This is a genomic window from Streptomyces sp. NPDC059534, from assembly GCF_042743475.1.
Lineage (GTDB): Bacteria > Actinomycetota > Actinomycetes > Streptomycetales > Streptomycetaceae > Streptomyces.
In genome coordinates this window covers 69,590-93,766 of the sequence record NZ_JBHWAQ010000030.1, presented here as the reverse complement: position 1 = coordinate 93,766, position 24,177 = coordinate 69,590, and the positions used below count along the sequence as shown (strand labels likewise).

Here is a 24,177-nt window from a genome sequence, read left to right as displayed (position 1 = left end):
AGGGAACGCAACATCAACAGACCTCAGGTGGATGGAGTCCGACGGGAGATCAGACGGCCATCCCGTACACGATGGTGAACAGCGTCCCGAGTGATCCGATGATGAAGACGCCGGTCAGGCCGGCGACGATGAGGCCCTTGCCCTGTTCCGCGCTGAACGTGTCGCGGAGCGCGGTCGCGCCGATGCGCTGCTTGGCCGCTCCCCAGATGGCGATGCCGAGGCAGAGCAGGATGGCCACGGCCATCACGACCTCGATCATCACCTTGGCCTCGTTGCCCAGGCTCCCGAAAGGTCCCCAGTTCGGGGCGATTCCACCGATGATGGTGGTGATGTCGCCCTTTTCGGCCGCCAGGTACATGTAACTCACCGCCCCTGTTGGGTAGTTATCTGCCCCTGCCGGACGGCATGGGTCATCACCCTATCTTCGCTGATGAAACCGCTCACGTGTGACGGCTTGACGGCTCTCTTTACCCGATCCCCGCACACTTGACCGGTCTGACCGTCTTGACCTGCGGTGGTGTGGCCGGTTTCTATGCGAAGAAGCGTATGGTCACTCTGTGTATCACGGAGGGTGACTCCGGGCAATGATTGTCGTTGTTGCACTCTTGGGGCGGCGTCAGGCGTACGAGCCGACCAGGCGCGAGAGATGACGGCCCGCCAGGATCAGGGGGTCCTCGCTGCGGGTGACCTGGGCGGTCGCCTGGGCGCCCGAGAGGGTGTGGACGACGGTGGCGGCGAGGTCGCGGGCCTCGGGGCCGGGAAGGCCGCAGTCGAGGAGTTTGTCGGCGACGAGGTTGCGCCAGGAGTAGAGGGCGTCGGCGCAGGCCCGCTGGATGGGGTTGTCGGAGCCGAGGGTCTCCAGGGCGGCGGCGGTGACGGGGCAGCCGTCGGTCCACTCGGAGGCGTGGAGTTCGCGGGCGAGCAGTCGCGCGCAGGCGTCGACGGCGGCGGCGGGGTCGGTCTCGCCGTCGAGTGCGGCGCGCAGGAGGGCGGCGAACTCCTCGCGGCCGTGCGCGAGTGCGGCGACGGCGACGGCTTCCTTGCCGCCGGGGAAGAAGTGGTAGACGGAGCCGAGGGTGGCGTCCGCCTCCCGGGCGATGTGCTTGATGCCCGTACCGGCGTAGCCCTGGCGCCGGATGAGGCGCGAGGCGGCGACGACGATGCGCTCGCGGGTGCCGAGCGGGCTGCGGGTCTGCATGGGGCGAGGGTAGCCAGCGGGGTGTGTAGAGCGTTCGTTCCAGCGGTCGGCGCGGGTTGAACGCCCGCGGGGGCGTCGCGTCGCGGCGGTTTTCGGCGGAGTTCCGGCGCCTGGGCGGGCCGGTGCGCGCGCCGCGTGACCGGGATGTCGCGCAACGTCCCCTTGAGGGCTCTCGGCGCCTAGACTGGGCTCCCGGGGCGTACTGCCATGAGCCGAAGGGTGGTTGACGGTGCGTAGGGCTGGCAAGGCGTGGCTGGTGGCCGGCGGGGGCTTCGGGATCTGTCTCAGTTTCGTCGCCCTGCTCTTCGTCGGTACGTACTCGGCGGCGGCAGGTCTCGCGGGCGGGGCGGGCAGTTCGGCGAACGGCACCGTGGCGCTCGCCAAGGGTTCGGTGCCCGCTCTCTACCAGGGGCTCGTGCAGCGCTGGGGCAATCTCTGCCCCGCCATCAATCCGGCCCTGCTCGCCGCCCAGCTCTACCAGGAGAGCGGCTGGAACCCGCGGGCCGTCTCCTCCGCCGACGCCCGGGGCATCGCCCAGTTCATCCCCGGCACCTGGGCCGGCCACGGGGTCGACGGCGACGGAGACGGCGACCGGGACATCTGGGACCCGAAGGACGCGATCCCGTCGGCGGCCTCGTACGACTGCGAACTCGCCGGCTATGTGAAGGACGTGCCCGGGGACCCGGCGAACAACATGCTGGCCGCGTACAACGCGGGCGCGTACCGGGTCATCAAGCACGGCGGGGTGCCGCCGATCAGCGAGACCCGGAACTACGTGCGCATCATCCGGTCGCTGGAGAAGAGCTTCGCCCGGCCCGTGGGGCGGGTCGACCCCTCCCGGCTGGCCGCGGGGGCGATCCACTACGCGCAGGGGAAGCTCGGCACGCCGTACCTGTGGGGCGGGACCGGCACGGCGGCGCAGAACGGCCGGTTCGACTGCTCCGGGCTGACCCAGGCCGCGTACGAGAACGTCGGCATTCGCCTGCCGCGCGTCGCCAACGACCAGTACAACGCCGGGCCGCACCCCTCGCGCGAGGAGCTGCTCCCCGGGGACCTGGTCTTCTTCTCCGACGACCTGACCAACTCGCGGGCCATCCGGCACGTCGGCATCTACGTCGGCGGCGGGTACATGATCGACGCGCCGCGCACCGGGGCGGTGATCCGCTTCGACCGGATCGACACCCCGGACTACTTCGGCGCCACCCGGGTCACCGCGGAGGGCGCGGCGGCGCTGCCGACCCATCTCCCTCAGGCGTAACGGGGTCAGAGGGACCGTCGGGCGCCCTTCCGGGCGCCTTCGGGTCGTATGGGACATGGCCGGAACTCTCCGTCATGCACTGGCCCTGAGCTGCGGAGAACCGTCACTCTTCGGTAACGTCCTCATGATCCACCGGAGCGAGCGGAACGTGCGCCTCAGGCGGTTCGTTCCTCGATCCGACCACTCTGACCGCGGGGGTTGGACGACAGACACGAGAGCAAGGGGTCACAGCAGATGGCTGTACTCGCATCGGACGGTTCGAACCCCGATGTCGGCCTGCTCTACGACATCAACGGACTGGCGAAGGCCGCTCCGCCGTGGTTCGACCGCGTCATGGAGTTCGTCGGCGAGTACGGCATCGTGCTGGCGATGGTCCTCGTCGTGCTGTGGTGCTGGTGGAGCATCCGGCGGCGCGGTACCCACGCCGACTCCGTCACGGCCGTCGCCGGGCTGGTCTGGGCCCCGCTGGCGGCCGGCATCGCCCTCCTGGTCAACATCCCCATCCGCGGTTTCGTCGAGCGCCCCCGGCCCTTCAAGGACCACCAGGGCCTGGAGGTCCTGATCGACGGGAAGACCGACTTCTCGTTCGTCAGCGACCACGCCACCCTCGCGATGGCCCTCGGCGTCGGCCTCTTCGTCGCCCACCGGAGGTTCGGCCTCGCCGCCATCGGTCTCGCTCTCGCGGAGGGCTTCGCCCGGGTCTACATGGGTGTCCACTACCCCACCGACGTGATCGGCGGCTTCGCCCTCGGTACGGCGGTGGCGCTGCTCCTCGCCCCGCTCGCGCTCGCCCTGCTCACCCCGGTCGTCTCCGCCGTCGGCCGCTCCGCCACCGGTGCCCGGCTCGTCCGCTCCCGGCGTGCCGACGGCCCGCGCCGCCCCGAGGCGGTCGGCATCCCCGAGCCCCGGCTCGGCGGCCAGGCCACCAACGGCACCGGCCAGAACGACCTCGCGGCCTGACGCAGGCCCTGGCCCTACGCAGCCCCCGCTGTGACGCAGGCCCCGCCCGGAAATCGGCCCCTGCCCGGCTCCGGCCCTGCCCCTGCTCGACTCCGGCCTCGCGGTCCGGCTCCGGCCTCCGCGGGCTAGGCCCGGTGCGTGGCCTCGTCGTCGTTCGTACGGGCGTGCTCCGCGGCGTCGGTGCGGGCGCGGTCACGGGATCTGCGGGCCGGGCCGGCCCAGCCGCAGCTGCACCGTGCCAGCGCGAACGAGCCGCGCTCCGTCGTGGTCGTCGTGTGGGGGGAGGACTGCGCGTGCACGCGACCACCGTACTGCGCGTGACGGGTTGCCCGGGCCGTCGTTATGCGCATCGGGTGCTCCCCGCGCCCGCGTGGCCGGGGAGGGCGGGTCCCGGGCAAACAGCGGTGAGGCGTTGGGGGTTGGCAGGCGATGGTGGTGCAGCCGTACGGGCGTCCACGAGGTCACAGGAGCGGGACGTTCGCCGTCACCGCCGCCCTGGTCGGCTCCCTCGCCTCGGCCGCGGCGGTCTCCGGGTGTTCGGCCCCGGCGGACCCGAAGCCCGCGGGTGATCCCGCTCGGACCGTACGGGGCGCGGCCGACGCCCTGGTGAGGGCCGGCACCGCCAAGGCGAGCACCTCGATGGAGATGGCCGCCGGCGGCACCCGGGTCACCATCAGGGGCGAGGGCGGGTACGACTTTCGGCGCCGCACCGGCCGGCTCCAGGTGGTGCTGCCGAAGGACGCGGCCGGCGCGAGCGAGCACCGGCCGATCACCGAGCTCCTCACGCCCGGCGCGCTCTACATGAAGAACCGGGGGGCCGGAGTGCCCGCGGACAAGTGGGTCCGCGTCGACACCACCGCCCTCGACGACGGGAACCTGGTCACGGGCGGGGCCACCGATCCCGGTGCGGCGGCCGAGCTGCTGCGGGGCGCCCGGGAGGTCGCGTACGTCGGCGAGGTCGAGCTGGCAGGGGTGAAAGTCGGCCACTACCGGGGGATCGCCGACATCGCCGTCGCCGCCCGGGCGGCCTCACCGCAGCTGCGCGGGGCGCTCGCCGCGGCGGCGAAAGGGTTCGCCAAGGACACCGTGCCGTTCGACGCCTACCTGGACGGGGAGGGGCGGCTGCGGAAGGTCCGCCACCAGTTCAGCTTCAGCAACCAGGGCCGTACGGTCGCGGTCGCGTCGACGACGCTGCTGTACGGCTTCGGGGTCGCCGTCGAGGTGACGCTGCCGGACCGGCGGCACATCTACGCCGGAAAGATCAAGGGCTGACCCGGCCGGATGGAGGCGCGGACCATCGGCAAATGGTCCGGACGTGTCATGCGCGGTGCGTGGCCCCGTCCCTACGCTGGGAGACCGACGCCGGCAGGAAGAGGTGGATGCGCGTGGCCCCGCCCGGTACAGCAACCGTGCCCGCAGACCCGGACTGCGTCGCCCTCGCCGAGATCGAGCTGTGCGGCGAGCTGATCATCGCGGCCTCGGCCGCGGACGGGGAACGGCTCAGCGCCGACCGGATCGACGAGGTCCTGCGCGTGGCGGCCGAACGGGCCGTACAGGACCTCTGACGGTACGGCCCCGGCGCCGGCCGGCTCAGGTGCGCATCATGCGGGCGATGGCCTTCGTGGCCTCCTCGACCTTGGCGTCGATCCCCTCGCCGCCCTTCGCCGCCGCGTCCGCGACGCAGTGCCGCAGGTGCTCCTCCAGCAGCTGGAGGGCGAAGGACTGGAGCGCCTTCGTCGACGCCGACACCTGGGTGAGTATGTCGATGCAGTAGACGTCCTCGTCGACCATCCGCTGCAGACCGCGGATCTGGCCCTCGATCCGGCGCAGCCGCTTGAGGTGCTCGTCCTTCTGCTTGTGGTAGCCGTGCACGCCGTGGTCGTGGTCGGCCGGCTCGACAGCCTCGACGGTGTCGGGGGTGACCTGGTCCGCCTCGGTGGTCGTCATCGCGTCCTCCCGTTGTCCAGAAAGGGGGTGTATACCCCTCGTGGGTATATGGTACCGATCCCCGCCGAACCGGGCGGGGGCCCGTGCAGATCACTGTGCCTGATGGGCGACACTGAGAGGACGCCGGTTAGCCGTGGCCGGATGATGCGCCTAGCATCAGCCTGACCGAAACCCAGCACCCCGAGGACCTCACGTGCGATTTCGCCTGACCCCCAGGGAGACGAGCTTCTACGACATGTTTGCCGCGTCCGCGGACAACATCGTCACGGGCTCCAAGCTCCTGATGGAACTGCTCGGAGCGGAGCCTTCCGCCCGGGCCGAGATCGCGGAGCGGATGCGGGCAGCGGAGCACGCCGGCGATGACGCTACCCACGCGATCTTCCACCAGCTGAACTCCTCCTTCATCACACCCTTCGACCGCGAGGACATCTACAACCTCGCGTCGTCCCTCGACGACATCATGGACTTCATGGAGGAGGCCGTCGACCTGGTCGTCCTCTACAACGTCGAGGAACTCCCCAAGGGTGTCGAGCAGCAGATCGAGGTCCTGGCGCGGGCGGCCGAGCTGACCGCCGAGGCCATGCCGAACCTGCGGACGATGGCCAACCTCACCGAGTACTGGATCGAGGTCAACCGGCTCGAGAACCAGGCCGACCAGATCCACCGCAAGCTGCTCGCGACGCTCTTCAACGGCAAGTACGACGCCATCGAGGTGCTGAAGCTCAAGCAGATCGTCGACGTGCTGGAAGAGGCGGCCGACGCGTTCGAGCACGTGGCCAACACGGTGGAGACCATCGCGGTCAAGGAGTCCTGAGGCTTCGTGGACACCTTTGCTCTGATCGTGACCATCGGTGTCGCGCTCGGCTTCACGTATACGAACGGCTTCCACGACTCGGCCAACGCCATCGCCACCTCGGTGTCGACCCGGGCACTGACCCCCCGGGCCGCCCTGGCGATGGCGGCGGTCATGAACCTCGCCGGCGCCTTCATGGGCAGCGGGGTCGCCAAGACGGTCAGTGAGGGTCTGATCGAGACCCCGACCGGGGACAAGGGGATGGGCATCCTCTTCGCCGCGCTGGTCGGCGCGATCATCTGGAACCTGGTCACCTGGTACTTCGGTCTCCCGTCGTCCTCCTCGCACGCCCTGTTCGGCGGCATGGTGGGCGCGGCGCTCGCCGGTGGCACGGAGGTCATCTGGAGCGGGGTGCTCGACAAGGTCGTCATCCCGATGTTCATCTCGCCGGTCGTCGGTCTCGTGGTCGGCTACCTGGTGATGTGCGCGATCATGTGGATGTTCCGCAAGTCCAACCCGCACAAGGCCAAGCGCGGCTTCCGGATCGCGCAGACGGTGTCGGCGGCCGGCATGGCGCTCGGCCACGGTCTGCAGGACGCCCAGAAGACCATGGGCATCGTGGTGATGGCCCTGGTCATCGCCGATGTGCAGGAGTCCGGCGACGACATCCAGGTGTGGGTGAAGATCGCCTGTGCCGTGATGCTCTCGCTCGGCACGTACGCGGGTGGCTGGCGCATCATGCGGACCCTCGGCCGCAAGATCATCGAGCTCGACCCGCCGCAGGGTTTCGCGGCGGAGACGACCGGTGCGTCGATCATGTTCGGCTCGGCGTTCCTGTTCCACGCGCCGATCTCGACCACGCACGTCATCACCTCCGCGATCATGGGCGTCGGCGCGACGAAGCGGGTCAACGCGGTCCGCTGGGGCGTCGCCAAGAACATCATCCTGGGCTGGTTCATCACCATGCCGGCGGCGGCGATCGTGGCCGCGGTCAGCTACTACGTGGTGCAGCTGTTCTTCGGCTGACGGCTGACGGCTGACGGCTGACGGACGACCCGTCGACCGGACCGGCCGGACGGAAATAGTTGGGCCCGGCTCCCCTGTGGGGGAGCCGGGCCCTTCGTCATCACGGTGGCACCGCCATGCAGCACCGTATGACGGCTCTGGGGCGAGCGGTCTAGCCGAAGCGGCCGGAGATGTAGTCCTCGGTCGCCTGGACGCTCGGGTTGGAGAAGATGCGCTCGGTGTCGTCCAGCTCTATGAGCTTGCCGGGCTGGCCGACCGCCGCCAGGTTGAAGAAGGCGGTGCGGTCCGAGACGCGGGCGGCCTGCTGCATGTTGTGCGTCACGATGACGATCGTGAAGCGCTCCTTCAGCTCGCCGATCAGGTCCTCGATGGCGAGGGTCGAGATCGGGTCGAGGGCCGAGCACGGCTCGTCCATGAGCAGGACGTCCGGCTCGACGGCGATGGCCCGCGCGATGCAGAGGCGCTGCTGCTGGCCGCCGGAGAGGCCGGAGCCCGGCTTGTTCAGGCGGTCCTTGACCTCGTTCCAGAGGTTGGCGCCCTTGAGGGACCGCTCGACGATGTCGGCGAGCTGGGACTTCCGGTAGCTGCCGTTGAGCCGCAGGCCCGCCGCCACGTTGTCGAAGATCGACATGGTGGGGAACGGGTTGGGGCGCTGGAAGACCATGCCGACCGTGCGGCGCACGGCGACCGGGTCCACGTTCGTGCCGTACAGGTTCTCGTCGTCCAGCATCACCTTGCCCTCGACGCGGCCGCCGGGGGTGACCTCGTGCATCCGGTTCAGGGTGCGCAGGAAGGTGGACTTGCCGCAGCCGGACGGGCCGATGAAGGCCGTCACGGAGCGGGGCTCGACGGTCATCGAGATGTCGTCGATCGCCTTGTGGGCGCCGTAGTAGGCGGAGAGGCCGCTGACGTCGATGCGCTTGGCCATGTGAATCACTTCCTATTGCCGCGGTCAGCGGCCGGTCTTCGGGGCCTTCCAGCGGGCGATGCCGCGGGCCACCAGGTTGAGGATCATGACGAAGGCGATCAGGACGAGCGCGGCACCCCACGCACGGGCCATCGCGGCGTCGGTGCCGACCGCGAACTGCTCGTACACGTAGAGCGGCAGGGAGGACTGCGCGCCTTCGAAGGGGTTCGGGTTGATGAGCTTCGTACCGAACACGAGGAGCAGGACCGGGGCCGTCTCACCGGTGATGCGGGCGATCGCGAGCATGACGCCCGTGGTGATGCCGCCGATCGCGGTGGGCAGGACCACCTTCAGGATGGTGCGCCACTTGGGGATGCCGAGGGCGAGGGAAGCCTCGCGGAGCTCGTTCGGGACGAGCTTGAGCATCTCCTCGGTGGAGCGGACCACGACCGGCATCATCAGGATGGCGAGGGCCATCGCGCCGGCGAAACCGGAGGGGCCGAAGCCCAGCATCAGGTTCCAGGTGGCGAGGATGAAGAGGCCGGCGACGATCGACGGGATGCCCGTCATGACGTCGACGAAGAAGGTGACGGCGTGGGCGAGCTTCCCGCCGCCGTACTCGACGAGGTAGACGGCGGTCAGCAGGCCGATCGGAGCGGCGATCAGGGTCGCGATGCCGACCTGCTCGATGGTGCCGAGCAGCGCGTGGTAGACGCCGCCGCCGGCCTCGGCGTCCAGGACGCCGTTCATCGAGTGGCTGAGGAAGTAGGGGTCGAGGACCTCGATGCCCTTGCTGATCGTGACCCACGCCAGGGAGAGCAGCGGGACGACGGCGAGGACGAAGGAGACCCAGATGAGGCTCGTGGCGACGCGGTCCTTGGCCTGGCGGCTGCCCTCGACCTTGGTGGTCAGGGCGTACGTGACGACCACGAAGAGCAGCGCGGCGGTCAGGCCCCACTGGACCTTGCTGTGCCAGCCCGCGGCGAGGCCGATGCCGATGCCTCCGGCGATCGAGCCGGCGGCGACGGCGGCCGGGGTCCAGCGGGGCAGCCGGGCGTGGGAGAGGGACCCGCGGCGCGGGGCCACCGAGACCGGACGTTCCTGTATGGCGTGGCTCATGCCGCGGCCCCCGAGTACTCCTTGCGGCGGCCGATGATCCAGCGGGCGGCGCCGTTGACCAGCAGGGTGATGGCGAAGAGGACGAGACCGGAGGCGATCAGCGCGTCCCGGCCGAACTCGTTGGCCTCGTTGAACTTGGCGGCGATGTTCTGCGCGAAGGTGCCGCCGCCCGGGTCGAGCAGGTGGCCCGAGATGAGGAAGCTGGGGGAGAGGACCACGGCGACGGCCATGGTCTCGCCGAGTGCGCGGCCGAGGCCCAGCATGGAGGCAGAGATGATGCCGGAGCGGCCGAAGGGCAGCACCGACATGCGGATGACCTCCCAGCGCGTGGCGCCGAGGGCGAGCGCGGCCTCCTCGTGCATCCGGGGGACCTGGAGGAAGACCTCACGGGTGACGTTGGTGATGATCGGCAGGATCATGATCGCCAGCAGGATGCCCACGGTGAAGAGGTTGCGGGCGACGCCGTCGCTGGACTTGTCGAAGATGTACGTCCAGCCCATGTACTGGTCGAGCCACTGGTTCAGGCCGTCCAGGTACGGGACGAGGAAGATCGCGCCCCAGAGGCCGTAGATGATGCTGGGCACGGCGGCGAGCAGGTCGACGACGTACGCGAGCGGCTTGGCCATCCTGCGCGGGGCGTAGTGCGAGATGAACAGCGCGATGCCGATCGCGACCGGTACGGCGATGAGCATCGCGATGATCGAGGAGACGATCGTGCCGAAGGCGAGGACGGCGATGCCGAAGGCCGGCGGGTTGGCGGCCGGGTTCCACTCGAAGGTGGTGAAGAAGTTGGTGCTGTCCTTCGAGATGGCGAGGACGGCGCGGTAGGTGAGGAAGACCGCGATCGCGGCCATGATCACGAGGAGGGTGATGCCGGAGCCTCGGGACAGGCCGCTGAAGATGCGGTCCCCGGGGCGGGACGCGTTCTTCGCGCGCCGGCTCCTCTGTATGTCGGGTGTGCTGGTAGCCATCTGCTTCTCCGGTCTGCGGGGCCGGTACGGATGTACGGGCTCCTGGCGGCGGTGCACCGGATGCCGGGCCGGCCCTCCCGCCGGGGGAGGACCGGACCCGGCCGGGGGTCAGGACAGGGTCGGGACGATCGCGCGGACCTTGGCCGCGATCTCGGCCGGGAGCGGGGCGTAGCCGGCGTCGGTGAGGACCTTCTGGCCCTCCTCGCTGGCGGTGTAGGTGAGGAACGCCTTCAGGGTCGGCAGGGTCTCCGCCTTGTTGCCCTTGTCGCAGGCGATCTCGTACGTGACCAGGGTGAGCGGGTAGGCGCCCTCGGCCTTGGTCGTGTAGTCGAGGGAGAGGGCCAGGTCGCTGCCGGTGCCCTTGACCTTGGCGGCGGCGATGGCCTTCGAGGCGTTCTCCGCGGTGGCGGCGACCGGAGCGGCGGCACCCGTGTTGATGCTGACCGTGGAGATCTTGTTCGCGGTCGCGTAGGACAGCTCGAAGTAGCCGATGGAGCCCTCGGCGTCCTTGACCGCGGTGGCGACCTGGGACGAGCCGTTGGCGGCCTGGCCACCGGGGGCGGGCCACGACTTCGTCTTCGGGTCGTACTTCCAGTCCGCCTTCGCGGTGGCCGAGAGGTACTTGCCCAGGTTCTGGGTGGTGCCCGACTCGTCCGAGCGGTGGAACGCCTGGATCGTGGTGTCGGGAAGCTTGGCGCCCGGGTTCAGCTTGGCGATCGCCGGGTCGTTCCACTTGGTGATCTTCGTGTCGAAGATCTTGGCGAGGGTGGAGGCGTCCAGGACCAGGTTGTCCACGCCGTCCAGCTTGTAGCCGATGGCGATGGGGCCGCCGACCATCGGCAGGTTGACGCCCTTGCCGCCCTTGCAGATCTTCTGCGACTCGGCGACCTCTTCGTCCTTGAGGGCGGAGTCGGAGCCGGCGAAGGTGACCTGGCCCTGGTTGAACTTGGTGATACCGCCGCCGGAGCCGATGGCCTGGTAGTTGACCTCGACGCCGGAGCACGCGGCCTGGAAGTTCTTGACCCACAGGTCCATCGCGTTCTTCTGCGCGCTGGAGCCGGCGGCCAGGAGCTGGCCCTTGGCGCCGTCACAGGCGATGTTCGACGCGGCCGCGGTGGTCTTGGAGGCGCCGTCCTTGGTCGGGGTCTCCGTGTTGTTGTCCGACCCACACGCCGAGAGGACGAGCGCACCGGAGACGACGAGGGCACCGATCGCGGAGGCGCGAAGCCCGTTCTTGCGCGAAAGCTTCACTTTCGGGTGTTCCTTCCAGAAGCCGCCTTGTCGCGGACCGAATGTCCTGAACGGTTCTACGGCGGCGTGTGTCGGTTTGGTGGGTGCATCGCTGTGCTCCGTGCACCGTGTAAGGCCGAAATTAGGCAGAACAGGTGAAGCGGTCGACGGAAGAGGGTGAACGGGAAGTGAACCGTGCCGTAAGCCCGGGTGCGGGGCCCTTGGGCGGGCGGCATCCCGGACCCTCCGCGGCGCGGGGCCGCCGCGGTCCGGGCTTCGCCCCGCGGCCCCTTGCCGGGCCCCCCGCTCCGTGGCCCTTTGCCGGGCGCACCCCCGCGCGACCGCCGGCCCCGAGGCCCCTTGCCGGGCCTGCCGCACCACCTCCGTGTGGGCAATCGTCCCGCTGGGCGGGACGGGTGGGCACACGGGACGGCGCCCCGTTGCCGGGCCTAGGTATTCGGTGCCTGGGCCTGTGCCCCGGGTGCGGCGCCGTCGTGGGGTTGTGCCCACCCGTTCCGCCCCAGCGGAACAGTTGCCCACAACGTAAGGAGGCGGGGCCCGCAGTGGTGGGGGCCCGTGGTGGGGCTAGGGGCTGGGGGTGGCGGTGTCGAGGAGGGCGCGGTCTCGGGGGTGGGTGAGGCGGGGGCGGGCGGCGGAGGGAGGGAGCCAGAGGAGGGCGTCGACCTCGGCGCTGGGGGTGAAGGTGCCGGAGAGGGCGCGCGCGGACCAGTAGGCGACCTCCTTGGGGCGCCCGTCGACGGTGTAGTGGGCGGTGGGGAGACGGGCGCCGAGCTCGCAGTGGCGGCCCGTCTCCTCGAGGACCTCGCGCAGCGCGCACGCCTCCGCCGACTCGCCGTGTTTGCGCTTGCCCTTGGGGTGCGACCAGTCGTCCCATTTCGGCCGGTGGACGAGGGCGATCTCGATGCCGTGGCCGGAGGGTGCCGGGCGCCACAGGACGCAGCCGGCGGCGAGGATCGGGGGCGGGGGCGGGGGCGGGGGCTGGGTCATGGGACCGGGGCTGTCGTGGTGTGCCAGGCGCGTTGGAAGGCGAAGCGGGCGGCTTCGACGTCGTGGCGCTGGTCGGCGTGGAGGACGCCGAGCGCGTACGCGGTGGCGGGGGCGATGCGGGGGGTGCGGGCCGCGGTGGCGGCGGCGGTGGCGGCTTCGGCGGCGTCGCGGTGCCGGTCGAGGGCGCGGGCGGCCTCGTACAGGACGGAGCCGGGTTCACCGCCGGTGTGCAGGGCCTCGGAGGCGTAGCGGTGGAGGCGCAGGAGGAGCCGGGTCTGGTGCCAGGGCGCGTCCTGGGTCTCGCCGGCGCCGAGACCGAGGGCCTCGGCGTTGTACGGGTGGGCGGCCCGGGTGAGGGGCAGTGCGGCCACCGCGTCCTGGAGGCGCTGCTCGGCGACCTCGGCGGGGCCGTCGAGGACTTCGACGGCGGGGGCGGAGCCGACGGGGCCGAGCGGCACGTCGGAGGCGAGGAGGGCGACGGCGTCGGCGACGGCGTGGAAGCGGGCGGAGCCGAGGGCCTGGAGGGCGGCCGAGTGGGCGCGGGTGCGGGCCAGGGTCAGCTGCCGTTCGAGGAGGGCGCCGGCGCGGGCGGCGCCCATGGTGAGTCCGGCCGTCTCGCTGCCGCGGGCGGCGGGGACGGGGCCCCCGCTGCCGGCGCTCGACAGGCGGGACAGGGCGTCCACCAGTCGGACGAGCCGGGAGGTGCAGGAGTGTTCGAGGGCCAGGGTCCCGGAGAGCCAGGCGAGTTCGGTGCGCAGCTGGTCGGCCCAGGCGGTGTCGAGGAGGGGCCGGAAGGTGTGGAGGGTGCCGCTGATCCGGCGGGCCGCGCTGCGCAGGGTGCGGGCGGCCTCCTCCGCTCCGGCCGTGTCCGAGCCGCTCTCGCCGTGCAGGCGCAGGCCGCGGAGGAAGTCCGCGGCCCGGGCGTGCAGGTAGGGAGCGAGGACCTCGCCCGCTGTGACGTCCCGCGAGTGGTCAGGGTTGTGCACGCCGGCGCCTCCGCGCGTCGATGAGCATCTCCTGGACGTGCCGCAGCGGGCGGCCTTCGGGGTCGGTCGCGTGCCGCGTCCAGTTCCCGTCGGGGCCGAGGTGCCAGGAGGAGGTGGTGTCGGACATCCCGGTCTCCAGGAGCCGGGTGAGGGCGGCCCGGTGGGCCGGGTCGGAGACCCGTACGAGGGCTTCGATCCGGCGGTCCAGGTTGCGGTGCATCATGTCGGCGCTGCCGAACCAGACCTCGGGTTCGCCGCCGTTGCCGAAGGCGAAGACCCGGGAGTGTTCCAGGAAGCGGCCGAGGATCGAGCGGACCCGGATGTTGTCGGAGAGGCCGGCGACCCCGGGCCGTACGGCGCAGATGCCGCGGACCCAGATGTCGACGGGGACTCCCGCCCGGGATGCCTGGTAGCAGGCGTCGATGACGGCCTCGTCGACCAACGAGTTGACCTTGATCCGTACGTACGCGGGCCGGCCGGCGCGGTGGTGGGCGATCTCCTTGGTGATCCGGGAGACCAGGCCGTCCCGCAGCGACTTGGGTGCGGTCAGCAGGCGCCGGTACGTCTCGCGGCGGGAGTAGCCGGAGAGCCGGTTGAACAGGTCGGAGAGGTCGGCGCCGACCTGCGGGTCGGCGGTGAGCAGGCCGAGGTCCTCGTAGAGCCGGGCGGTCTTCGGGTGGTAGTTGCCGGTGCCGACGTGCGAGTAGCGGCGGAGGGTCTCGCCCTCCTGGCGTACGACGAGCGACAGCTTGCAGTGGGTCTTGAGGCCGACGAGGCCGTAGACGACGTGGCAGCCGGCTTCTTCCAGCTTGCGCGCCCACTTGATGTTGGCCTGTTCGTCGAAGCGGGCCTTGATCTCGACGAGGACGAGGACCTGCTTGCCGGATTCGGCGGCGTCGATGAGGGCGTCCACTATCGGGGAGTCGCCGGAGGTGCGGTACAGCGTCTGCTTGATCGCGAGGACGTCCGGGTCGGCGGCGGCCTGTTCCAGGAATGCCTGTACGGACGTCGAGAACGAGTCGTACGGGTGGTGCAGGAGCACGTCCCGCTCGCGCAGCGCGGCGAAGATGTCCGGTGCGGACGCGGACTCGACCTCGGCGAGGTCGCGGTGGGTGCCCGCGACGAACTTCGGGTACTTCAGCTCGGGCCGGTCCTGTCCGGCGATCCCGAAGAGTCCGGTCAGGTCCAGCGGGCCGGGCAGCGGGTAGACCTCCGCGTCGGAGATCTTCAGTTCGCGGACGAGCAGGTCCAGGACGTACGGGTCGATGGACTCCTCGACCTCCAGGCGCACCGGCGGTCCGAAGCGGCGCCGCATGAGTTCCTTCTCCAGGGCCTGGAGCAGGTTCTCCGCGTCGTCCTCCTCGACTTCCAGGTCCTCGTTCCGCGTCACCCGGAACATGTGGTGCGCGAGCACCTCCATGCCGGGGAAGAGCTCCTCCAGGTGTGCCGCGATCACATCCTCCAGCGGCACGTACCGCTGGGGGGATGCCTCCAGGAAGCGGGAGAGCAGTGGCGGCACCTTCACGCGCGCGAAGTGGCGGTGGCCGCTGACGGGGTTGCGGACGACGACGGCGAGGTTGAGGCTCAGGCCGGAGATGTAGGGGAAGGGGTGTGCCGGGTCCACGGCCAGCGGGGTCAGCACCGGGAAGATCTGCTGGCGGAACAGGGTGAAGAGCCGTGCCTGTTCCTTCTCGGTGAGCTCCGGCCAGCGGATCAGGTGGATGCCCTCGTCGGCCAGGGCCGGGGCCACGTCCTGCTGGTAGCAGGCGGCGTGCCGGGCCATGAGCTCGCGTGAACGCGTCCAGATCAGGTCGAGGACCTCGCGGGGCTGGAGGCCGGAGGCCGAACGGGTGGCCACACCGGTGGCGATGCGGCGCTTGAGGCCGGCGACCCGGACCATGAAGAACTCGTCCAGGTTCGAGGCGAAGATCGCCAGGAAGTTCGCCCGTTCGAGGAGGGGTGTCGTGGGGTCCTCGGCGAGTTCGAGCACCCGTTCGTTGAACGCGAGCCAGCTGCGTTCCCGGTCGAGGAACCGTCCCTGCGGCAGCGCGTCGCCGAGCGGGCCGTCGTCCTCGAAGGTGTCGGGATCGGCGTCCAGGTCGTGCGCCGGTTCCGCGCTGCCGTTCGCGTTCACGACGTGCGGGCGGTGCGCGGCTATGGAGCCGGGCGACGGCTGGGCGGACGGCTTGGCGGAGGACTGGACCGGGACCTCGGCAGGCTGCTTGCTCATGGCCCCATTCTTCCGCGCGAAGGGGTGGTCGGGCGCGTCGGAGCGGGCCGTGGGTGCGGGAAGTCTCCCTTTGGGGAGGCTGGACACGGAGCGCTTCATTGCGTGAGCGTCGCAAGCGCGTCTGAATGGCCGGTAACGACGACATGTCGTTCGGGAATCGGGGGCGGGGCCCTTGCCGGGACCCCGCCCCCTGGGCGTCTACGCGTGTCCGTCAGGCGTGCCGGGCCCGCAGGACGCGGAAGGCGGCGTAGGCGGCGAGCGCGGCGAGGGCGAGGACGATGCCGGTTTCGATGAGCTGGGTGGGCCAGAAGTGGGATTCGGGGTGGAAGTCCACGTACTGGGCGGTCACCCCGTGCCGGGCCTGGCACTGGGCCTCGATCTTGCCCCACATGCCCTCGGTCGCGTCCACGCCCGGGGTCCGCGCGGCCTCCTGCCAGCAGATGAACTCGTCGAAGCGGGCGCCGGACGCGGTGAGCAGCCCCGAGTCCGTCACCAGGCTGTTCCCCGGCGTCCAGAGCGTGGGGCCGGCCGCGCCGGTGACCGTCTTCACCGAGAGGATGGACCAGCGGAAGGCGCCCATGGCCAGCAGGACCATGCCCATGACCAGGCCCGTGGCCGCCATGGCGACGAGGGTGCGGCGGATCAGCTGGCCGACGAGGGCGCCGACGGCGACGGCCGCGAGGACGTACGCGAAGAGGACGATGCCGGTGGCCTCGTACGGGCCGCGGTCGGCCCAGGTGAGGTAGTAGCTGCCGGAGACGCGGCCCCAGCCGATCCGGAAGACGCCGATGAGGGCGAGCAGGGTGAGGAAGGCGGCGGCGGTCGCGGAGACGAGCTTGGCGCGGAGCCAGGACGCCGGGCTCACCGACTGGGTGAGGGAGAGCTTGTACGTCCCCGACTCGAATTCGCGGGCGACGAGCGGGCCCGCGACGAAGGCGCCGACGAGGAGCGGTACGAGGAGCAGGTACATGCCCCCGTACTCCGTGGCCAGGCGCAGCATCTCGTAGCCGCGGTTCTCGTCGGCGGGGACCTGGTAGCCGTTCTCCACGCGGACGTCGGGGGTCTGGGCGTCCCAGACGCGCAGTCCGCCGATGACCGCGAGGGACACGGCCACCGCCGCGCCCGCGAACCACAGGGTCCGCCGGTACTGGCGGACCGTCACCCAGTAGGGGCCCTTCAGTGCGAGGCCGCTCATGCCGGGGCTCCTTCGGGGGTGCGGAGGTGGGCGAGGAGGAGGTCTTCGAGGGAGGGCTGCGAGGTCTCCCAGGGGCCTTCGACGGGGCCTTGGCGGCGGACGAGGGCGGTGAGCTGACGGCCCGTCGTGCGGGACTCCACGACCGTGTGCGGGGCGAGGTCGGCGACCGGGCCCCTGAGCAGGGTGTGGGCGGCGAGCAGGTCGTCGACGGGTCCTTCGAGGCGGATCCGGCCGTCGTGGAGCAGGAGGAGGTGGTCGCAGGCGCCCTCCAGCTCGGTGAGGATGTGCGAGGACATGACGACGGTGGTGCCGTGTTCGGCGGCGTCGGCCATGAGCAGGCCCATGAGCTGGTGGCGGGCGAGCGGGTCGAGGTCGGCCATCGGCTCGTCGAGGAGCAGCAGTTCGGCCCGTTTGCCGAGGGCGAGCGCGAGGGCGACGCGGGTGCGCTGGCCTCCGGAGAGGTCGCGGACGAGAGCGTGCGGGTCGAGCGCGCCGGCGATCACCCGGCCGGCGGCGGCCTCGTCCCAGCGGCCGGGGTTGAGCTCGCGGCCCATGCGCAGGGTGTCGGCGACGGTGAGCCGGGGGTGGAGGGGCTTGTCCTGGGCGACGTACGCCACGTGCTCGCGTGCGGGGGCCTTGATGGTGCCCTCGGTGGGGCGCAGGAGGCCGGCCGCGAGGGCGAGGAGGGTGGACTTGCCTGCGCCGTTGGGGCCGACGAGGGCGCAGATCCGGCCGGCGGGGAGTGTGAGGTCGCACTCCCGCAGGGCCCAGCCGCGGCCTCTTCCCCCGTAGCGCTTGCCCAGGAGTTCTGCCTCCAGGGCGATGTCCTTCGTCATCGGTGGTCTTCCCCCTCGAAGTGGTCCTTCAGTACGGATGTGAAGAGCGCGGCCACGTCCTCGCGTTCGAGTCCGGCGGCCCTCGCCCGGCGGGCCCAGTCCGTCAGCTCGGCCCTGAGGGGCGAGTCGGCGGGGGCGGCGGTGCCGAGGGTGGCGCGGACGAAGGTGCCGAGGCCGCGGCGGGCTTCGACGAGTCCTTCGCGTTCGAGCTCGCGGTATGCCTTGAGGACGGTGTTGGGGTTGATGGCCGTCGCTTCGACGACCTCGCGTGCGGTGGGCAGTCGGTCGCCTGGTTCCAGGAGGCCCATCCGGAGGGCCTGTTTCGTCTGCTGGACGATCTGGAGGTAGGTGGCGACGCCGCTGCGCCGGTCGATGCGGTACTCGACCACGATCCTTCCACCACCCTTTCACTAATCAAGTAGTGAAAGGGTGGTGCAAAGAAGGGGGCGGTGTCAACCGCCCCCTGGGCAACGGGTCTTACGACTCCGTGCGGTACATCAGGTCGACCTCGTGCGTGGCGAAGCCGAGGCGTTCGTACACCGTCACCGCCGCCGTGTTGTCCGCGTCGACGTACAGCATCGCCGTCGGCAGCCCCTGCGCCGCGAGGTGCCGCAGGCCGATCGCGGTGAGCGCCTTGCCGAGGCCGCCGCCCTGGGCCTCCGGCAGGATGCCGACGACGTACACCTCGCCGAGCTGCTCCTCGGCGTGCGTCTTCGTCCAGTGGAAGCCGATCAGCCGCCCGTCCTTCTCCGCGAGGAAGAAGCCCTTCGGGTCGAACCACGGCTCGGCCGTCCGGTCGTCCAGGTCCCGCTGGGTGAGCGAGCCCTGCTCGGGGTGGTGCGCGAACGCGGCGGCGTTGACGGCCAGCCATGCCGTGTCGTCCCGGCCGGGCGTGAACGTCCGTACGGTGACGCCCTCCGGCAGCACCGGCTCCGCGATGTCGAGCGGCACCAGCGGGCGCCGCAGCTGCCGCAGTTCGCGGAAGAGCGTCAGGCCGAGGACCTGGGCGAGGTGCCGGGCCGCCGACTTGCCGCCGTGCGCCCAGACGCGCAGCCGCTTGCCGGACGCCGCCAGCAGCGCGGTGCCGAGGGCCCTGCCGTGGCCGCGCCCCCGGTAGGACGGATGCACGACCAGCTCCGCCGCCGGCGCCTCGATCGGGTCGGTCTCCTCCAGCTGCGCGTACCCGTAGAGATGCGAGCCGACCGTGAGCAGGAAGTGCCGCACTCCCTCCCGCTTGCCGTGCCGCAGGTACAGCCGCCCCTGTTCGGACACGGCGTGCATGCCGTCGGCGTGGTCGGCGGCCTCCAGCAGCTCCAGTACGTCCTGGATCTGCTCGGGCGTGAGCTCGTCATACGTGTGGATCTGCCGTCCCGGTTCGAGGGCCGGCGCCGTGTCGGAAGTCATGGACACGAGCCTACGGCGATGCTTGGTCGGCCAGTGGCAACTGTCTTGTAACCAACTACCCCCTGTTGCGCTACGCGCGTTGACTCTAGGCTGCACGCGCAACGGGGAGTAGATCAACGCCGCGAATCGGGGCAAGGGGACTAGGGGAGAGATGGCAGCGACACCGAGGAAGAACAAGACGGCACGGCGGATTCTGGCCGCCGGGGCCGGTCTCGCGACGGTCGGCGCGCTGGTCGCCACGATGCCGTCGGCCGGGGCCAGCGGTGACTCGTTCGCCGCCGGGCACGGCAAGGGCTGGGGCCGGATGGTCGACGTCCAGCTGCTGTCCTTCAACGACCTCCACGGCAACCTGGAGCCGCCGGCCGGCTCGTCCGGGCAGGTCACCCGGACCAAGGAGGACGGCACCACCGAGAAGATCGACGCCGGTGGCGTCGAGTACCTGGCCACGCACCTGCGTCAGGCGCGTGAGGGGAACCGTTACTCCATCACGGCCGCGGCCGGCGACCTGATCGGCGCCTCGCCGCTGCTGTCCGGTCTCTTCCACGACGAGCCGACCGTCGGGGCGCTCAACAAGCTGGACCTGGACGTCACCTCGGTGGGCAACCACGAGTTCGACGAGGGTGCCGTCGAGCTGGCCCGCATGCAGAACGGCGGCTGTCACCCGACCGCCGGCTGCTACGTCGAGGGCAAGACGTTCAAGGGCGCCGACTTCCCGTACCTCGCGGCGAACGTGACGAAGGAGAAGACCGGCAAGCCGCTGCTCGACCCGTACTTCATCTGGGAGAAGAACGGCGTCAGGATCGGCTTCATCGGCGTGACCCTGGAGGGCACCCCGAACGTCGTCACGGCCGAGGGCGTCAAGGGCCTGAAGTTCGGCGACGAGGTCGAGACGATCAACAAGTACACGAAGGTCCTGGAGCGCAAGGGCGTCAAGTCCATCGTCGCCCTGGTCCACGAGGGCGGCATGCCGGCCTCGGCCTCGTACAACTACAACTGCGACGGTGACGGCGACGGTGACGGCGAGGGCGTCTCGGGCGCGATCGTCGACATCGCCAAGAACGTCTCGCCGCAGGTCGACGCGCTGGTCACCGGTCACACGCACCAGGCGTACGTGTGCTCCATCCCGGACCCGGCGGGCAAGCCGCGTCTGGTCACCTCGGCGTCCTCGTTCGGCAAGCTGTACACGGACACGACGCTGACGTACGACCGCGCCACCAAGGACATCGTGCGCACGGCGGTGGCCTCGGCCAACCACGTCGTCACGCGTGACGTGCCGAAGGCCGCGGACGTCACGAAGCTGATCGAGGACTGGCGCACGCTGGCCGCCCCGATCGCGAACCGTCCGCAGGGCTTCATCGCCGCCGACATCAACGGCCGCGGTTCCTCGGCGTTCGAGAAGCCGCTCGGCGACCTGATCGCCGACGCGCAGCTGGAGGGCCTGGCCCCGGCGGACAAGGGCGGCGCCCAGCTGGCCCTGATGAACCCGGGCGGTATCCGCGCCGACCTGGTCTACGCGGCCTCCGGCAGCGAGGGCAACGGCGTCGTGACGTACGGCGAGTCCTTCACCGTGCAGCCCTTCACCAACATGATGAACGTGGTCGACCTGACGGGCGCGAACCTGATCACCGCGCTGAAGCAGCAGGTCAGCGGCTCGAACCTGAACTCGGTCAAGATCCTCCAGATCTCGAAGGGCCTGACCTACACGCTCGACATGACCAAGACGGGCGCGGACCGCGTCGTCGACGGCACGGTCAGGCTGAACGGCGAGCCGATCGACCCGTCGAAGACCTACCGCGTCGCGATGAACGAGTTCCTCGCGGGCGGCGGCGACGGCTTCGCGGCCCTGGCCACCGGCACCAACAAGCTGGTCGGCGCCTCGGACCTCGATCTCTTCAACGCCTACCTGGCCGCCAACTCCACGGCCGCCGCTCCGCTGCCGGTGCCGGCCGCGGACCGGATCACGGTCGTGAAGTAGTAGCACCGGATCGGCCCTGAGGGGCGGCGGACCGCTTCGGCGGACCGCCGCCCCTTGTCCGTGCCCGGCCGCCGATTCCGGCGTGATCGCACCCTGGGATTGCTGATGCGTACCTGTCATAGTGCGGTCTCATGGACCGACGACGATTTCTCGCGGGGGCGGCAGGCGCGGGCGCCGCGCTTCTGGTCGGCGCGGCCCCGGCCGCGGCCGTGGACACGCGCGCGTGGATGGGCGGACACGGGGACGGGACGGCCCTGCAGCGGCTGACCATCCCCGGGACGCACGACTCCGGCGCCCGCTACGGCGGCCCCTGGACCGAATGCCAGAACAGCACCGTCGCCCAGCAACTGGACAGCGGCATCCGGTTCCTGGACATCCGCTGCCGTGTGACGGGCGGATCCTTCGCGATCCACCACGGAGCCTCGTACCAGAACATGATGTTCGGGGACGTCCTCGTCGCCTGCCGGGCCTTCCTCGCCGCGCACCCCTCCGAGACCGTCCTCATGCGGGTCAAGCAGGAGTACTCGGAGGAGTCCGACGCCGTCTTCCGGAGCGTGTTCGACGACTACCTGGACGGGCGCGGCTGGCGCTCCCTGTTCCGGATCGGCGCCGGACTGCCGCTCCTGGGCGAGGCCCGCGGCCGGGTCGTCCTGCTCGCGGACAACGGCGGACTGCCCGGCGTCCGCTACGGCGACGGCGCGCTGTTCGACATCCAGGACGACTACATGGCCGAACCCGGCGCCAAGTACCCGAAGATCGAGGCCCACTTCCGCAAGGCCGCCGCCCAGCCCGGCCGGCTCTACGTCAACTACGTGTCGACCGCCGCGCTGCTCCCGCCCCGCTGGAACGCCGACCGGCTGAACCCGCGCGTCCACGGATTCCTCGACGGCGCCGAGACGGCCGGCCGGACCGGGCTCGGGATCGTCCCGATGGACTTCCCGAACACCCGGTCAGGTCTCGTCGAGGCCCTCCTCCGGCACAACTGACAGCTCGGGCGGCGGGGTCGGGGCCCCCGGCAGCCGGACCAGCGCCACGGTGCCGCCGCCCGCCGCCGGGGAGAGCGACACCGTGCCGCCGGCCTGCTGGACCGTACGCGCCACGATCGAGAGGCCCAGGCCCGAACCGGGGAGGCTGCGGGCCGACGGGGAGCGCCAGAAGCGGTCGAAGACGTGCGGGAGTTCGTCGGCGGAGATGCCGGGGCCGTGGTCGCGGACCATGAGCTCGCCCCGCATCAGGGACACCTCGACCTCGCCGCGCGGCGGCGAGAACTTCACCGCGTTGTCCAGGACGTTGACCAGGGCGCGTTCCAGCGCCGCCGGCTCCGCCCGTACGTACCAGGGCGCCAGCTCCGTGACGAAGGTCAGCTCCGGGCCGCGCAGCCGCGCCCGGTCCAGGGCCGAGCGGAGGATGCCGTGCAGCGGTACGACCTCCAGCGGGCCGGGCCGCACCGTGTCGGGCCGGGCCAGCTCCTGGAGGTCGCCGATCAGCGCGGCCAGCTCCGTCATCTGGGCCTTCACCGAGGCCATCAGGGCCCGCCGGTCGTCCGGCGGGATCGCCCGGCCGGTCTCCTCGCTGCGCGCGAGCAGCTCGACGTTGGTGCGGAGCGAGGTCAGGGGAGTCCGCAGCTCGTGGCCCGCGTCCGCGATCAGCTGCGCCTGCCGGTCGCGGGAGGTCGCGAGGGCGGCCGTCATGGCGTTGAAGGAGCGGGAGAGCCGGGCGATCTCGTCCTCGCCCTCCACCGGGATGCGGACGGTCAGGTCCTCGGTCGCGGCCACGTGCTCGACCGCCCCGGTGAGCCGGTTCACCGGCTCCAGACCGGTCCGCGCCACCCACAGACCGGCCGCGCCCGCGCCGACCACCCCGATCCCGGAGACCAGGAGCAGGACCCAGCGCAGGGTGGACATCGAGTTGTCGATCTCCTCCAGCGGCCGGGCGACGGAGACGGCGAGCCCGATCGGGCCCTCCTGCGGGTAGGTGTAGACCCGCATCTCCCGTCCGGCGTCGTCCTTGACGGTGTGCAGGGCGTACTCGAGCTGCCCCCGCGCCACCGCGAGGTCGCCGGGCCCGGCGGGGATCGCGGCCTTGCCGGAGGTGCAGACGCTCCCGTTGGCGAGGATGACCTGCACGGTGTACGACCCGGCGACCGGCGGCGGCGTCGTGCCCTGACGGCACAGGACGAGCAGGCTCTGCACCCCGTTCGGGTCAAGCCGGGTGCTGCGCAGCGAGGCGTCCATCTCCGCCTCCAGCTGCGCCCGCGTCACGAACCAGCAGGCCAGCGACACGGCCGCCACCGCGAGCGCCACCGCGACCGCGGTCAGCAGCGCGAGCCGCGACCGCAGCGGCCGCGAGCGGAACCACGCCAGGGGGCGGAACGCGCTCGGACGCCTCGCCGGATGACCGGTCACTCCCCGCCTCCTCCGCGCAGCGCGTAGCCCACGCCCCGCACCGTGTGCACGAGGCGCGGCTCGCCGCCGGCCTCGGTCTTGCGCCGCAGATACATCACGTACACGTCCAGGGAGTTCGAACTGGGCTCGAAGTCGAAGCCCCACACGGCCTTGAGGATCTGCTCCCGGGTCAGCACCTGCCGCGGGTGCGCCAGGAACATCTCCAGGAGCGTGAACTCGGTGCGGGTCAGCTCGACGGTCCGCCCGCCCCGGGTCACCTCGCGGGTGGCCAGGTCCATCCGCAGGTCCTCGAAGGCCAGCACGTCGTTCTCGGCCGGGTCGGCCGACGCGGCCGAGGCGTACGAGCTGCGCCGGAGCAGCGCCCGGATCCGGGCGAACAGCTCGTCCAGCTCGAACGGCTTGACCAGGTAGTCGTCCGCGCCCGCGTCGAGTCCGGTGACCCGGTCGCCGACGGTGTCGCGGGCGGTCAGCATGAGGATCGGCACCGTCGAGCCGGAGGCCCGGATGCGGCGGGCCGCGGTCAGCCCGTCCATGCGGGGCATCTGGACGTCGAGGACGACGAGGTCGGGGGCGTACGGCTCCATCAGGCCGAGCGCGTCGAGACCGTCGACGGCGACCTGTGTCCCGTACCCCTCGAAGGCGAGGCTGCGGCGCAGGGCCTCCCGGACGGCGGGCTCGTCGTCGACGATGAGGATGCGCTCGGCTTCGTTCTGCTGTCCCGTCATGGCC

At 71.0% G+C, this 24,177-nt stretch carries 25 protein-coding genes; 8 read left to right on the top strand and 17 right to left on the bottom strand.

The genetic code is table 11. The features are described 5' to 3' along the window. Positions 1 to 49 precede the first annotated feature (49 nt). Together ACFVZH_RS30070 and ACFVZH_RS30065 are read right to left on the bottom strand one after the other, a co-directional pair. The gene (locus ACFVZH_RS30070) at positions 50 to 358 is read right to left on the bottom strand and encodes a hypothetical protein (protein WP_024757447.1); all 309 of its coding nucleotides are present in this window, start codon (positions 356 to 358) and stop codon (positions 50 to 52) included. 258 nt (positions 359 to 616) lie between these two features. After that, positions 617 to 1,198: a TetR/AcrR family transcriptional regulator gene (locus ACFVZH_RS30065; RefSeq protein WP_384902166.1), complete on the bottom strand. Its 582-nt coding sequence runs from the start codon at positions 1,196 to 1,198 to the stop codon at positions 617 to 619. 229 nt (positions 1,199 to 1,427) lie between these two features. Between ACFVZH_RS30065 and ACFVZH_RS30060 the strand changes: the two genes are divergently transcribed. Both ACFVZH_RS30060 and ACFVZH_RS30055 read left to right on the top strand, forming a co-directional pair. Then, the gene (locus tag ACFVZH_RS30060; protein WP_384902164.1) at positions 1,428 to 2,456 is read left to right on the top strand and encodes an NlpC/P60 family protein; all 1,029 of its coding nucleotides are present in this window, start codon (positions 1,428 to 1,430) and stop codon (positions 2,454 to 2,456) included. Between the two features lie 234 nt (positions 2,457 to 2,690). Beyond that, entirely contained in the window at positions 2,691 to 3,416 is a 726-nt protein-coding gene (locus tag ACFVZH_RS30055) for a phosphatase PAP2 family protein (protein WP_384902162.1), read from the top strand. A 125-nt stretch (positions 3,417 to 3,541) separates the two neighbouring features. Here ACFVZH_RS30055 and ACFVZH_RS30050 read toward each other — a convergent pair whose 3' ends face one another. Continuing rightward, the gene (locus ACFVZH_RS30050; RefSeq protein ID WP_384902160.1) at positions 3,542 to 3,715 is read right to left on the bottom strand and encodes a hypothetical protein; all 174 of its coding nucleotides are present in this window, start codon (positions 3,713 to 3,715) and stop codon (positions 3,542 to 3,544) included. 130 nt (positions 3,716 to 3,845) lie between these two features. Here ACFVZH_RS30050 and ACFVZH_RS30045 point away from each other — a divergent pair, with 130 nt between their 5' ends. Together ACFVZH_RS30045 and ACFVZH_RS30040 are read left to right on the top strand one after the other, a co-directional pair. Continuing rightward, entirely contained in the window at positions 3,846 to 4,688 is an 843-nt protein-coding gene (locus tag ACFVZH_RS30045) for a hypothetical protein (RefSeq protein ID WP_384902158.1), read from the top strand. Positions 4,689 to 4,795: 107 nt separating this feature from the next. After that, positions 4,796 to 4,981, top strand: coding sequence for a hypothetical protein (locus tag ACFVZH_RS30040; protein ID WP_384902156.1), 186 nt, complete (start codon positions 4,796 to 4,798; stop codon positions 4,979 to 4,981). 25 nt (positions 4,982 to 5,006) lie between these two features. Here the strand turns inward: ACFVZH_RS30040 and ACFVZH_RS30035 are convergent, their stop codons facing one another. Next, a complete protein-coding gene (locus ACFVZH_RS30035; RefSeq protein WP_384902154.1) occupies positions 5,007 to 5,363 on the bottom strand; it encodes a metal-sensitive transcriptional regulator in 357 nt (118 codons plus the stop codon). A gap of 193 nt (positions 5,364 to 5,556) precedes the next feature. Here ACFVZH_RS30035 and ACFVZH_RS30030 point away from each other — a divergent pair, with 193 nt between their 5' ends. Further along, a complete protein-coding gene (locus ACFVZH_RS30030; RefSeq protein WP_015035093.1) occupies positions 5,557 to 6,177 on the top strand; it encodes a DUF47 domain-containing protein in 621 nt (206 codons plus the stop codon). Between the two features lie 6 nt (positions 6,178 to 6,183). Next, complete coding sequence (locus tag ACFVZH_RS30025; RefSeq protein ID WP_384902152.1) at positions 6,184 to 7,182, top strand: anion permease; 999 nt, start codon at positions 6,184 to 6,186, stop codon at positions 7,180 to 7,182. A gap of 151 nt (positions 7,183 to 7,333) precedes the next feature. Here ACFVZH_RS30025 and pstB read toward each other — a convergent pair whose 3' ends face one another. From pstB to mshD, 11 genes are all read right to left on the bottom strand, one after another. After that, on the bottom strand, positions 7,334 to 8,110 hold the full coding sequence (gene pstB, locus ACFVZH_RS30020) for a phosphate ABC transporter ATP-binding protein PstB (protein WP_384902150.1): 777 nt from the start codon (positions 8,108 to 8,110) through the stop codon (positions 7,334 to 7,336). Between the two features lie 24 nt (positions 8,111 to 8,134). Beyond that, on the bottom strand, positions 8,135 to 9,208 hold the full coding sequence (gene pstA, locus ACFVZH_RS30015; RefSeq protein ID WP_384902148.1) for a phosphate ABC transporter permease PstA: 1,074 nt from the start codon (positions 9,206 to 9,208) through the stop codon (positions 8,135 to 8,137). After that, positions 9,205 to 10,179 (bottom strand): phosphate ABC transporter permease subunit PstC, encoded by a 975-nt coding sequence (pstC, locus tag ACFVZH_RS30010; RefSeq protein ID WP_384902146.1) that lies wholly within the window; start codon positions 10,177 to 10,179, stop codon positions 9,205 to 9,207. Before pstC ends, pstA begins: the two co-directional genes overlap by 4 nt. A 108-nt stretch (positions 10,180 to 10,287) precedes the next feature. After that, entirely contained in the window at positions 10,288 to 11,430 is a 1,143-nt protein-coding gene (gene pstS, locus ACFVZH_RS30005; RefSeq protein WP_384902144.1) for a phosphate ABC transporter substrate-binding protein PstS, read from the bottom strand. 564 nt (positions 11,431 to 11,994) lie between these two features. Beyond that, a complete protein-coding gene (locus tag ACFVZH_RS30000) occupies positions 11,995 to 12,417 on the bottom strand; it encodes an NUDIX hydrolase (RefSeq protein ID WP_384902142.1) in 423 nt (140 codons plus the stop codon). Beyond that, positions 12,414 to 13,403 carry a CHAD domain-containing protein gene (locus ACFVZH_RS29995; RefSeq protein WP_384902141.1) on the bottom strand — a complete coding sequence of 330 codons (990 nt, stop codon included), beginning with the start codon at positions 13,401 to 13,403 and terminating at the stop codon, positions 12,414 to 12,416. Before ACFVZH_RS29995 ends, ACFVZH_RS30000 begins: the two co-directional genes overlap by 4 nt. Then, entirely contained in the window at positions 13,390 to 15,633 is a 2,244-nt protein-coding gene (locus ACFVZH_RS29990) for an RNA degradosome polyphosphate kinase (RefSeq protein WP_384902139.1), read from the bottom strand. Before ACFVZH_RS29990 ends, ACFVZH_RS29995 begins: the two co-directional genes overlap by 14 nt. Positions 15,634 to 15,844: 211 nt before the next feature. Beyond that, entirely contained in the window at positions 15,845 to 16,828 is a 984-nt protein-coding gene (locus ACFVZH_RS29985; RefSeq protein WP_384902137.1) for an ABC transporter permease, read from the bottom strand. Next, complete coding sequence (locus ACFVZH_RS29980) at positions 16,825 to 17,664, bottom strand: ABC transporter ATP-binding protein (RefSeq protein ID WP_384902135.1); 840 nt, start codon at positions 17,662 to 17,664, stop codon at positions 16,825 to 16,827. The genes ACFVZH_RS29985 and ACFVZH_RS29980 overlap by 4 nt, the downstream gene beginning before the upstream one ends. Further along, on the bottom strand, positions 17,661 to 18,053 hold the full coding sequence (locus ACFVZH_RS29975) for a GntR family transcriptional regulator (protein ID WP_384902133.1): 393 nt from the start codon (positions 18,051 to 18,053) through the stop codon (positions 17,661 to 17,663). Before ACFVZH_RS29975 ends, ACFVZH_RS29980 begins: the two co-directional genes overlap by 4 nt. A gap of 88 nt (positions 18,054 to 18,141) precedes the next feature. Continuing rightward, on the bottom strand, positions 18,142 to 19,068 hold the full coding sequence (gene mshD / locus ACFVZH_RS29970; RefSeq protein ID WP_384902130.1) for a mycothiol synthase: 927 nt from the start codon (positions 19,066 to 19,068) through the stop codon (positions 18,142 to 18,144). Between the two features lie 151 nt (positions 19,069 to 19,219). On the opposite strand from mshD, the gene ACFVZH_RS29965 reads away from it, so the two are divergent. Both ACFVZH_RS29965 and ACFVZH_RS29960 read left to right on the top strand, forming a co-directional pair. Continuing rightward, complete coding sequence (locus ACFVZH_RS29965) at positions 19,220 to 21,043, top strand: bifunctional metallophosphatase/5'-nucleotidase (RefSeq protein ID WP_384902128.1); 1,824 nt, start codon at positions 19,220 to 19,222, stop codon at positions 21,041 to 21,043. Between the two features lie 131 nt (positions 21,044 to 21,174). Next, positions 21,175 to 22,029, top strand: coding sequence for a phosphatidylinositol-specific phospholipase C (locus ACFVZH_RS29960; protein WP_384902125.1), 855 nt, complete (start codon positions 21,175 to 21,177; stop codon positions 22,027 to 22,029). On the opposite strand, the gene ACFVZH_RS29955 is transcribed toward ACFVZH_RS29960, so the two are convergent. Beyond that, positions 21,994 to 23,448, bottom strand: coding sequence for a sensor histidine kinase (locus ACFVZH_RS29955; RefSeq protein ID WP_384902123.1), 1,455 nt, complete (start codon positions 23,446 to 23,448; stop codon positions 21,994 to 21,996). The two genes, ACFVZH_RS29960 and ACFVZH_RS29955, sit on opposite strands and share 36 nt — an antisense overlap. Beyond that, a complete protein-coding gene (locus tag ACFVZH_RS29950; RefSeq protein ID WP_384902121.1) occupies positions 23,445 to 24,173 on the bottom strand; it encodes a response regulator transcription factor in 729 nt (242 codons plus the stop codon). The genes ACFVZH_RS29955 and ACFVZH_RS29950 overlap by 4 nt, the downstream gene beginning before the upstream one ends. Positions 24,174 to 24,177: the final 4 nt, after the last annotated feature.

What these genes read in the sequence shown, in the direction of transcription:
- ACFVZH_RS30070 (WP_024757447.1), bottom strand. Translation starts at nt 358, where the DNA reads ATGTACCTGGCGGCCGAAAAGGGCGACATCACCACCATCATCGGTGGA.
- ACFVZH_RS30065 (WP_384902166.1), bottom strand. Translation starts at nt 1,198, where the DNA reads ATGCAGACCCGCAGCCCGCTCGGCACCCGCGAGCGCATCGTCGTCGCC.
- ACFVZH_RS30055 (WP_384902162.1), top strand. Translation starts at nt 2,691, where the DNA reads ATGGCTGTACTCGCATCGGACGGTTCGAACCCCGATGTCGGCCTGCTC.
- ACFVZH_RS30045 (WP_384902158.1), top strand. Translation starts at nt 3,846, where the DNA reads ATGGTGGTGCAGCCGTACGGGCGTCCACGAGGTCACAGGAGCGGGACG.
- ACFVZH_RS30040 (WP_384902156.1), top strand. Translation starts at nt 4,796, where the DNA reads ATGCGCGTGGCCCCGCCCGGTACAGCAACCGTGCCCGCAGACCCGGAC.
- ACFVZH_RS30035 (WP_384902154.1), bottom strand. Translation starts at nt 5,363, where the DNA reads ATGACGACCACCGAGGCGGACCAGGTCACCCCCGACACCGTCGAGGCT.
- pstB (WP_384902150.1), bottom strand. Translation starts at nt 8,110, where the DNA reads ATGGCCAAGCGCATCGACGTCAGCGGCCTCTCCGCCTACTACGGCGCC.
- pstA (WP_384902148.1), bottom strand. Translation starts at nt 9,208, where the DNA reads ATGAGCCACGCCATACAGGAACGTCCGGTCTCGGTGGCCCCGCGCCGC.
- pstC (WP_384902146.1), bottom strand. Translation starts at nt 10,179, where the DNA reads ATGGCTACCAGCACACCCGACATACAGAGGAGCCGGCGCGCGAAGAAC.
- ACFVZH_RS30000 (WP_384902142.1), bottom strand. Translation starts at nt 12,417, where the DNA reads ATGACCCAGCCCCCGCCCCCGCCCCCGCCCCCGATCCTCGCCGCCGGC.
- ACFVZH_RS29990 (WP_384902139.1), bottom strand. Translation starts at nt 15,633, where the DNA reads ATGAGCAAGCAGCCTGCCGAGGTCCCGGTCCAGTCCTCCGCCAAGCCG.
- ACFVZH_RS29985 (WP_384902137.1), bottom strand. Translation starts at nt 16,828, where the DNA reads ATGAGCGGCCTCGCACTGAAGGGCCCCTACTGGGTGACGGTCCGCCAG.
- ACFVZH_RS29980 (WP_384902135.1), bottom strand. Translation starts at nt 17,664, where the DNA reads ATGACGAAGGACATCGCCCTGGAGGCAGAACTCCTGGGCAAGCGCTAC.
- mshD (WP_384902130.1), bottom strand. Translation starts at nt 19,068, where the DNA reads ATGACTTCCGACACGGCGCCGGCCCTCGAACCGGGACGGCAGATCCAC.
- ACFVZH_RS29965 (WP_384902128.1), top strand. Translation starts at nt 19,220, where the DNA reads ATGGCAGCGACACCGAGGAAGAACAAGACGGCACGGCGGATTCTGGCC.
- ACFVZH_RS29960 (WP_384902125.1), top strand. Translation starts at nt 21,175, where the DNA reads ATGGACCGACGACGATTTCTCGCGGGGGCGGCAGGCGCGGGCGCCGCG.
- ACFVZH_RS29950 (WP_384902121.1), bottom strand. Translation starts at nt 24,173, where the DNA reads ATGACGGGACAGCAGAACGAAGCCGAGCGCATCCTCATCGTCGACGAC.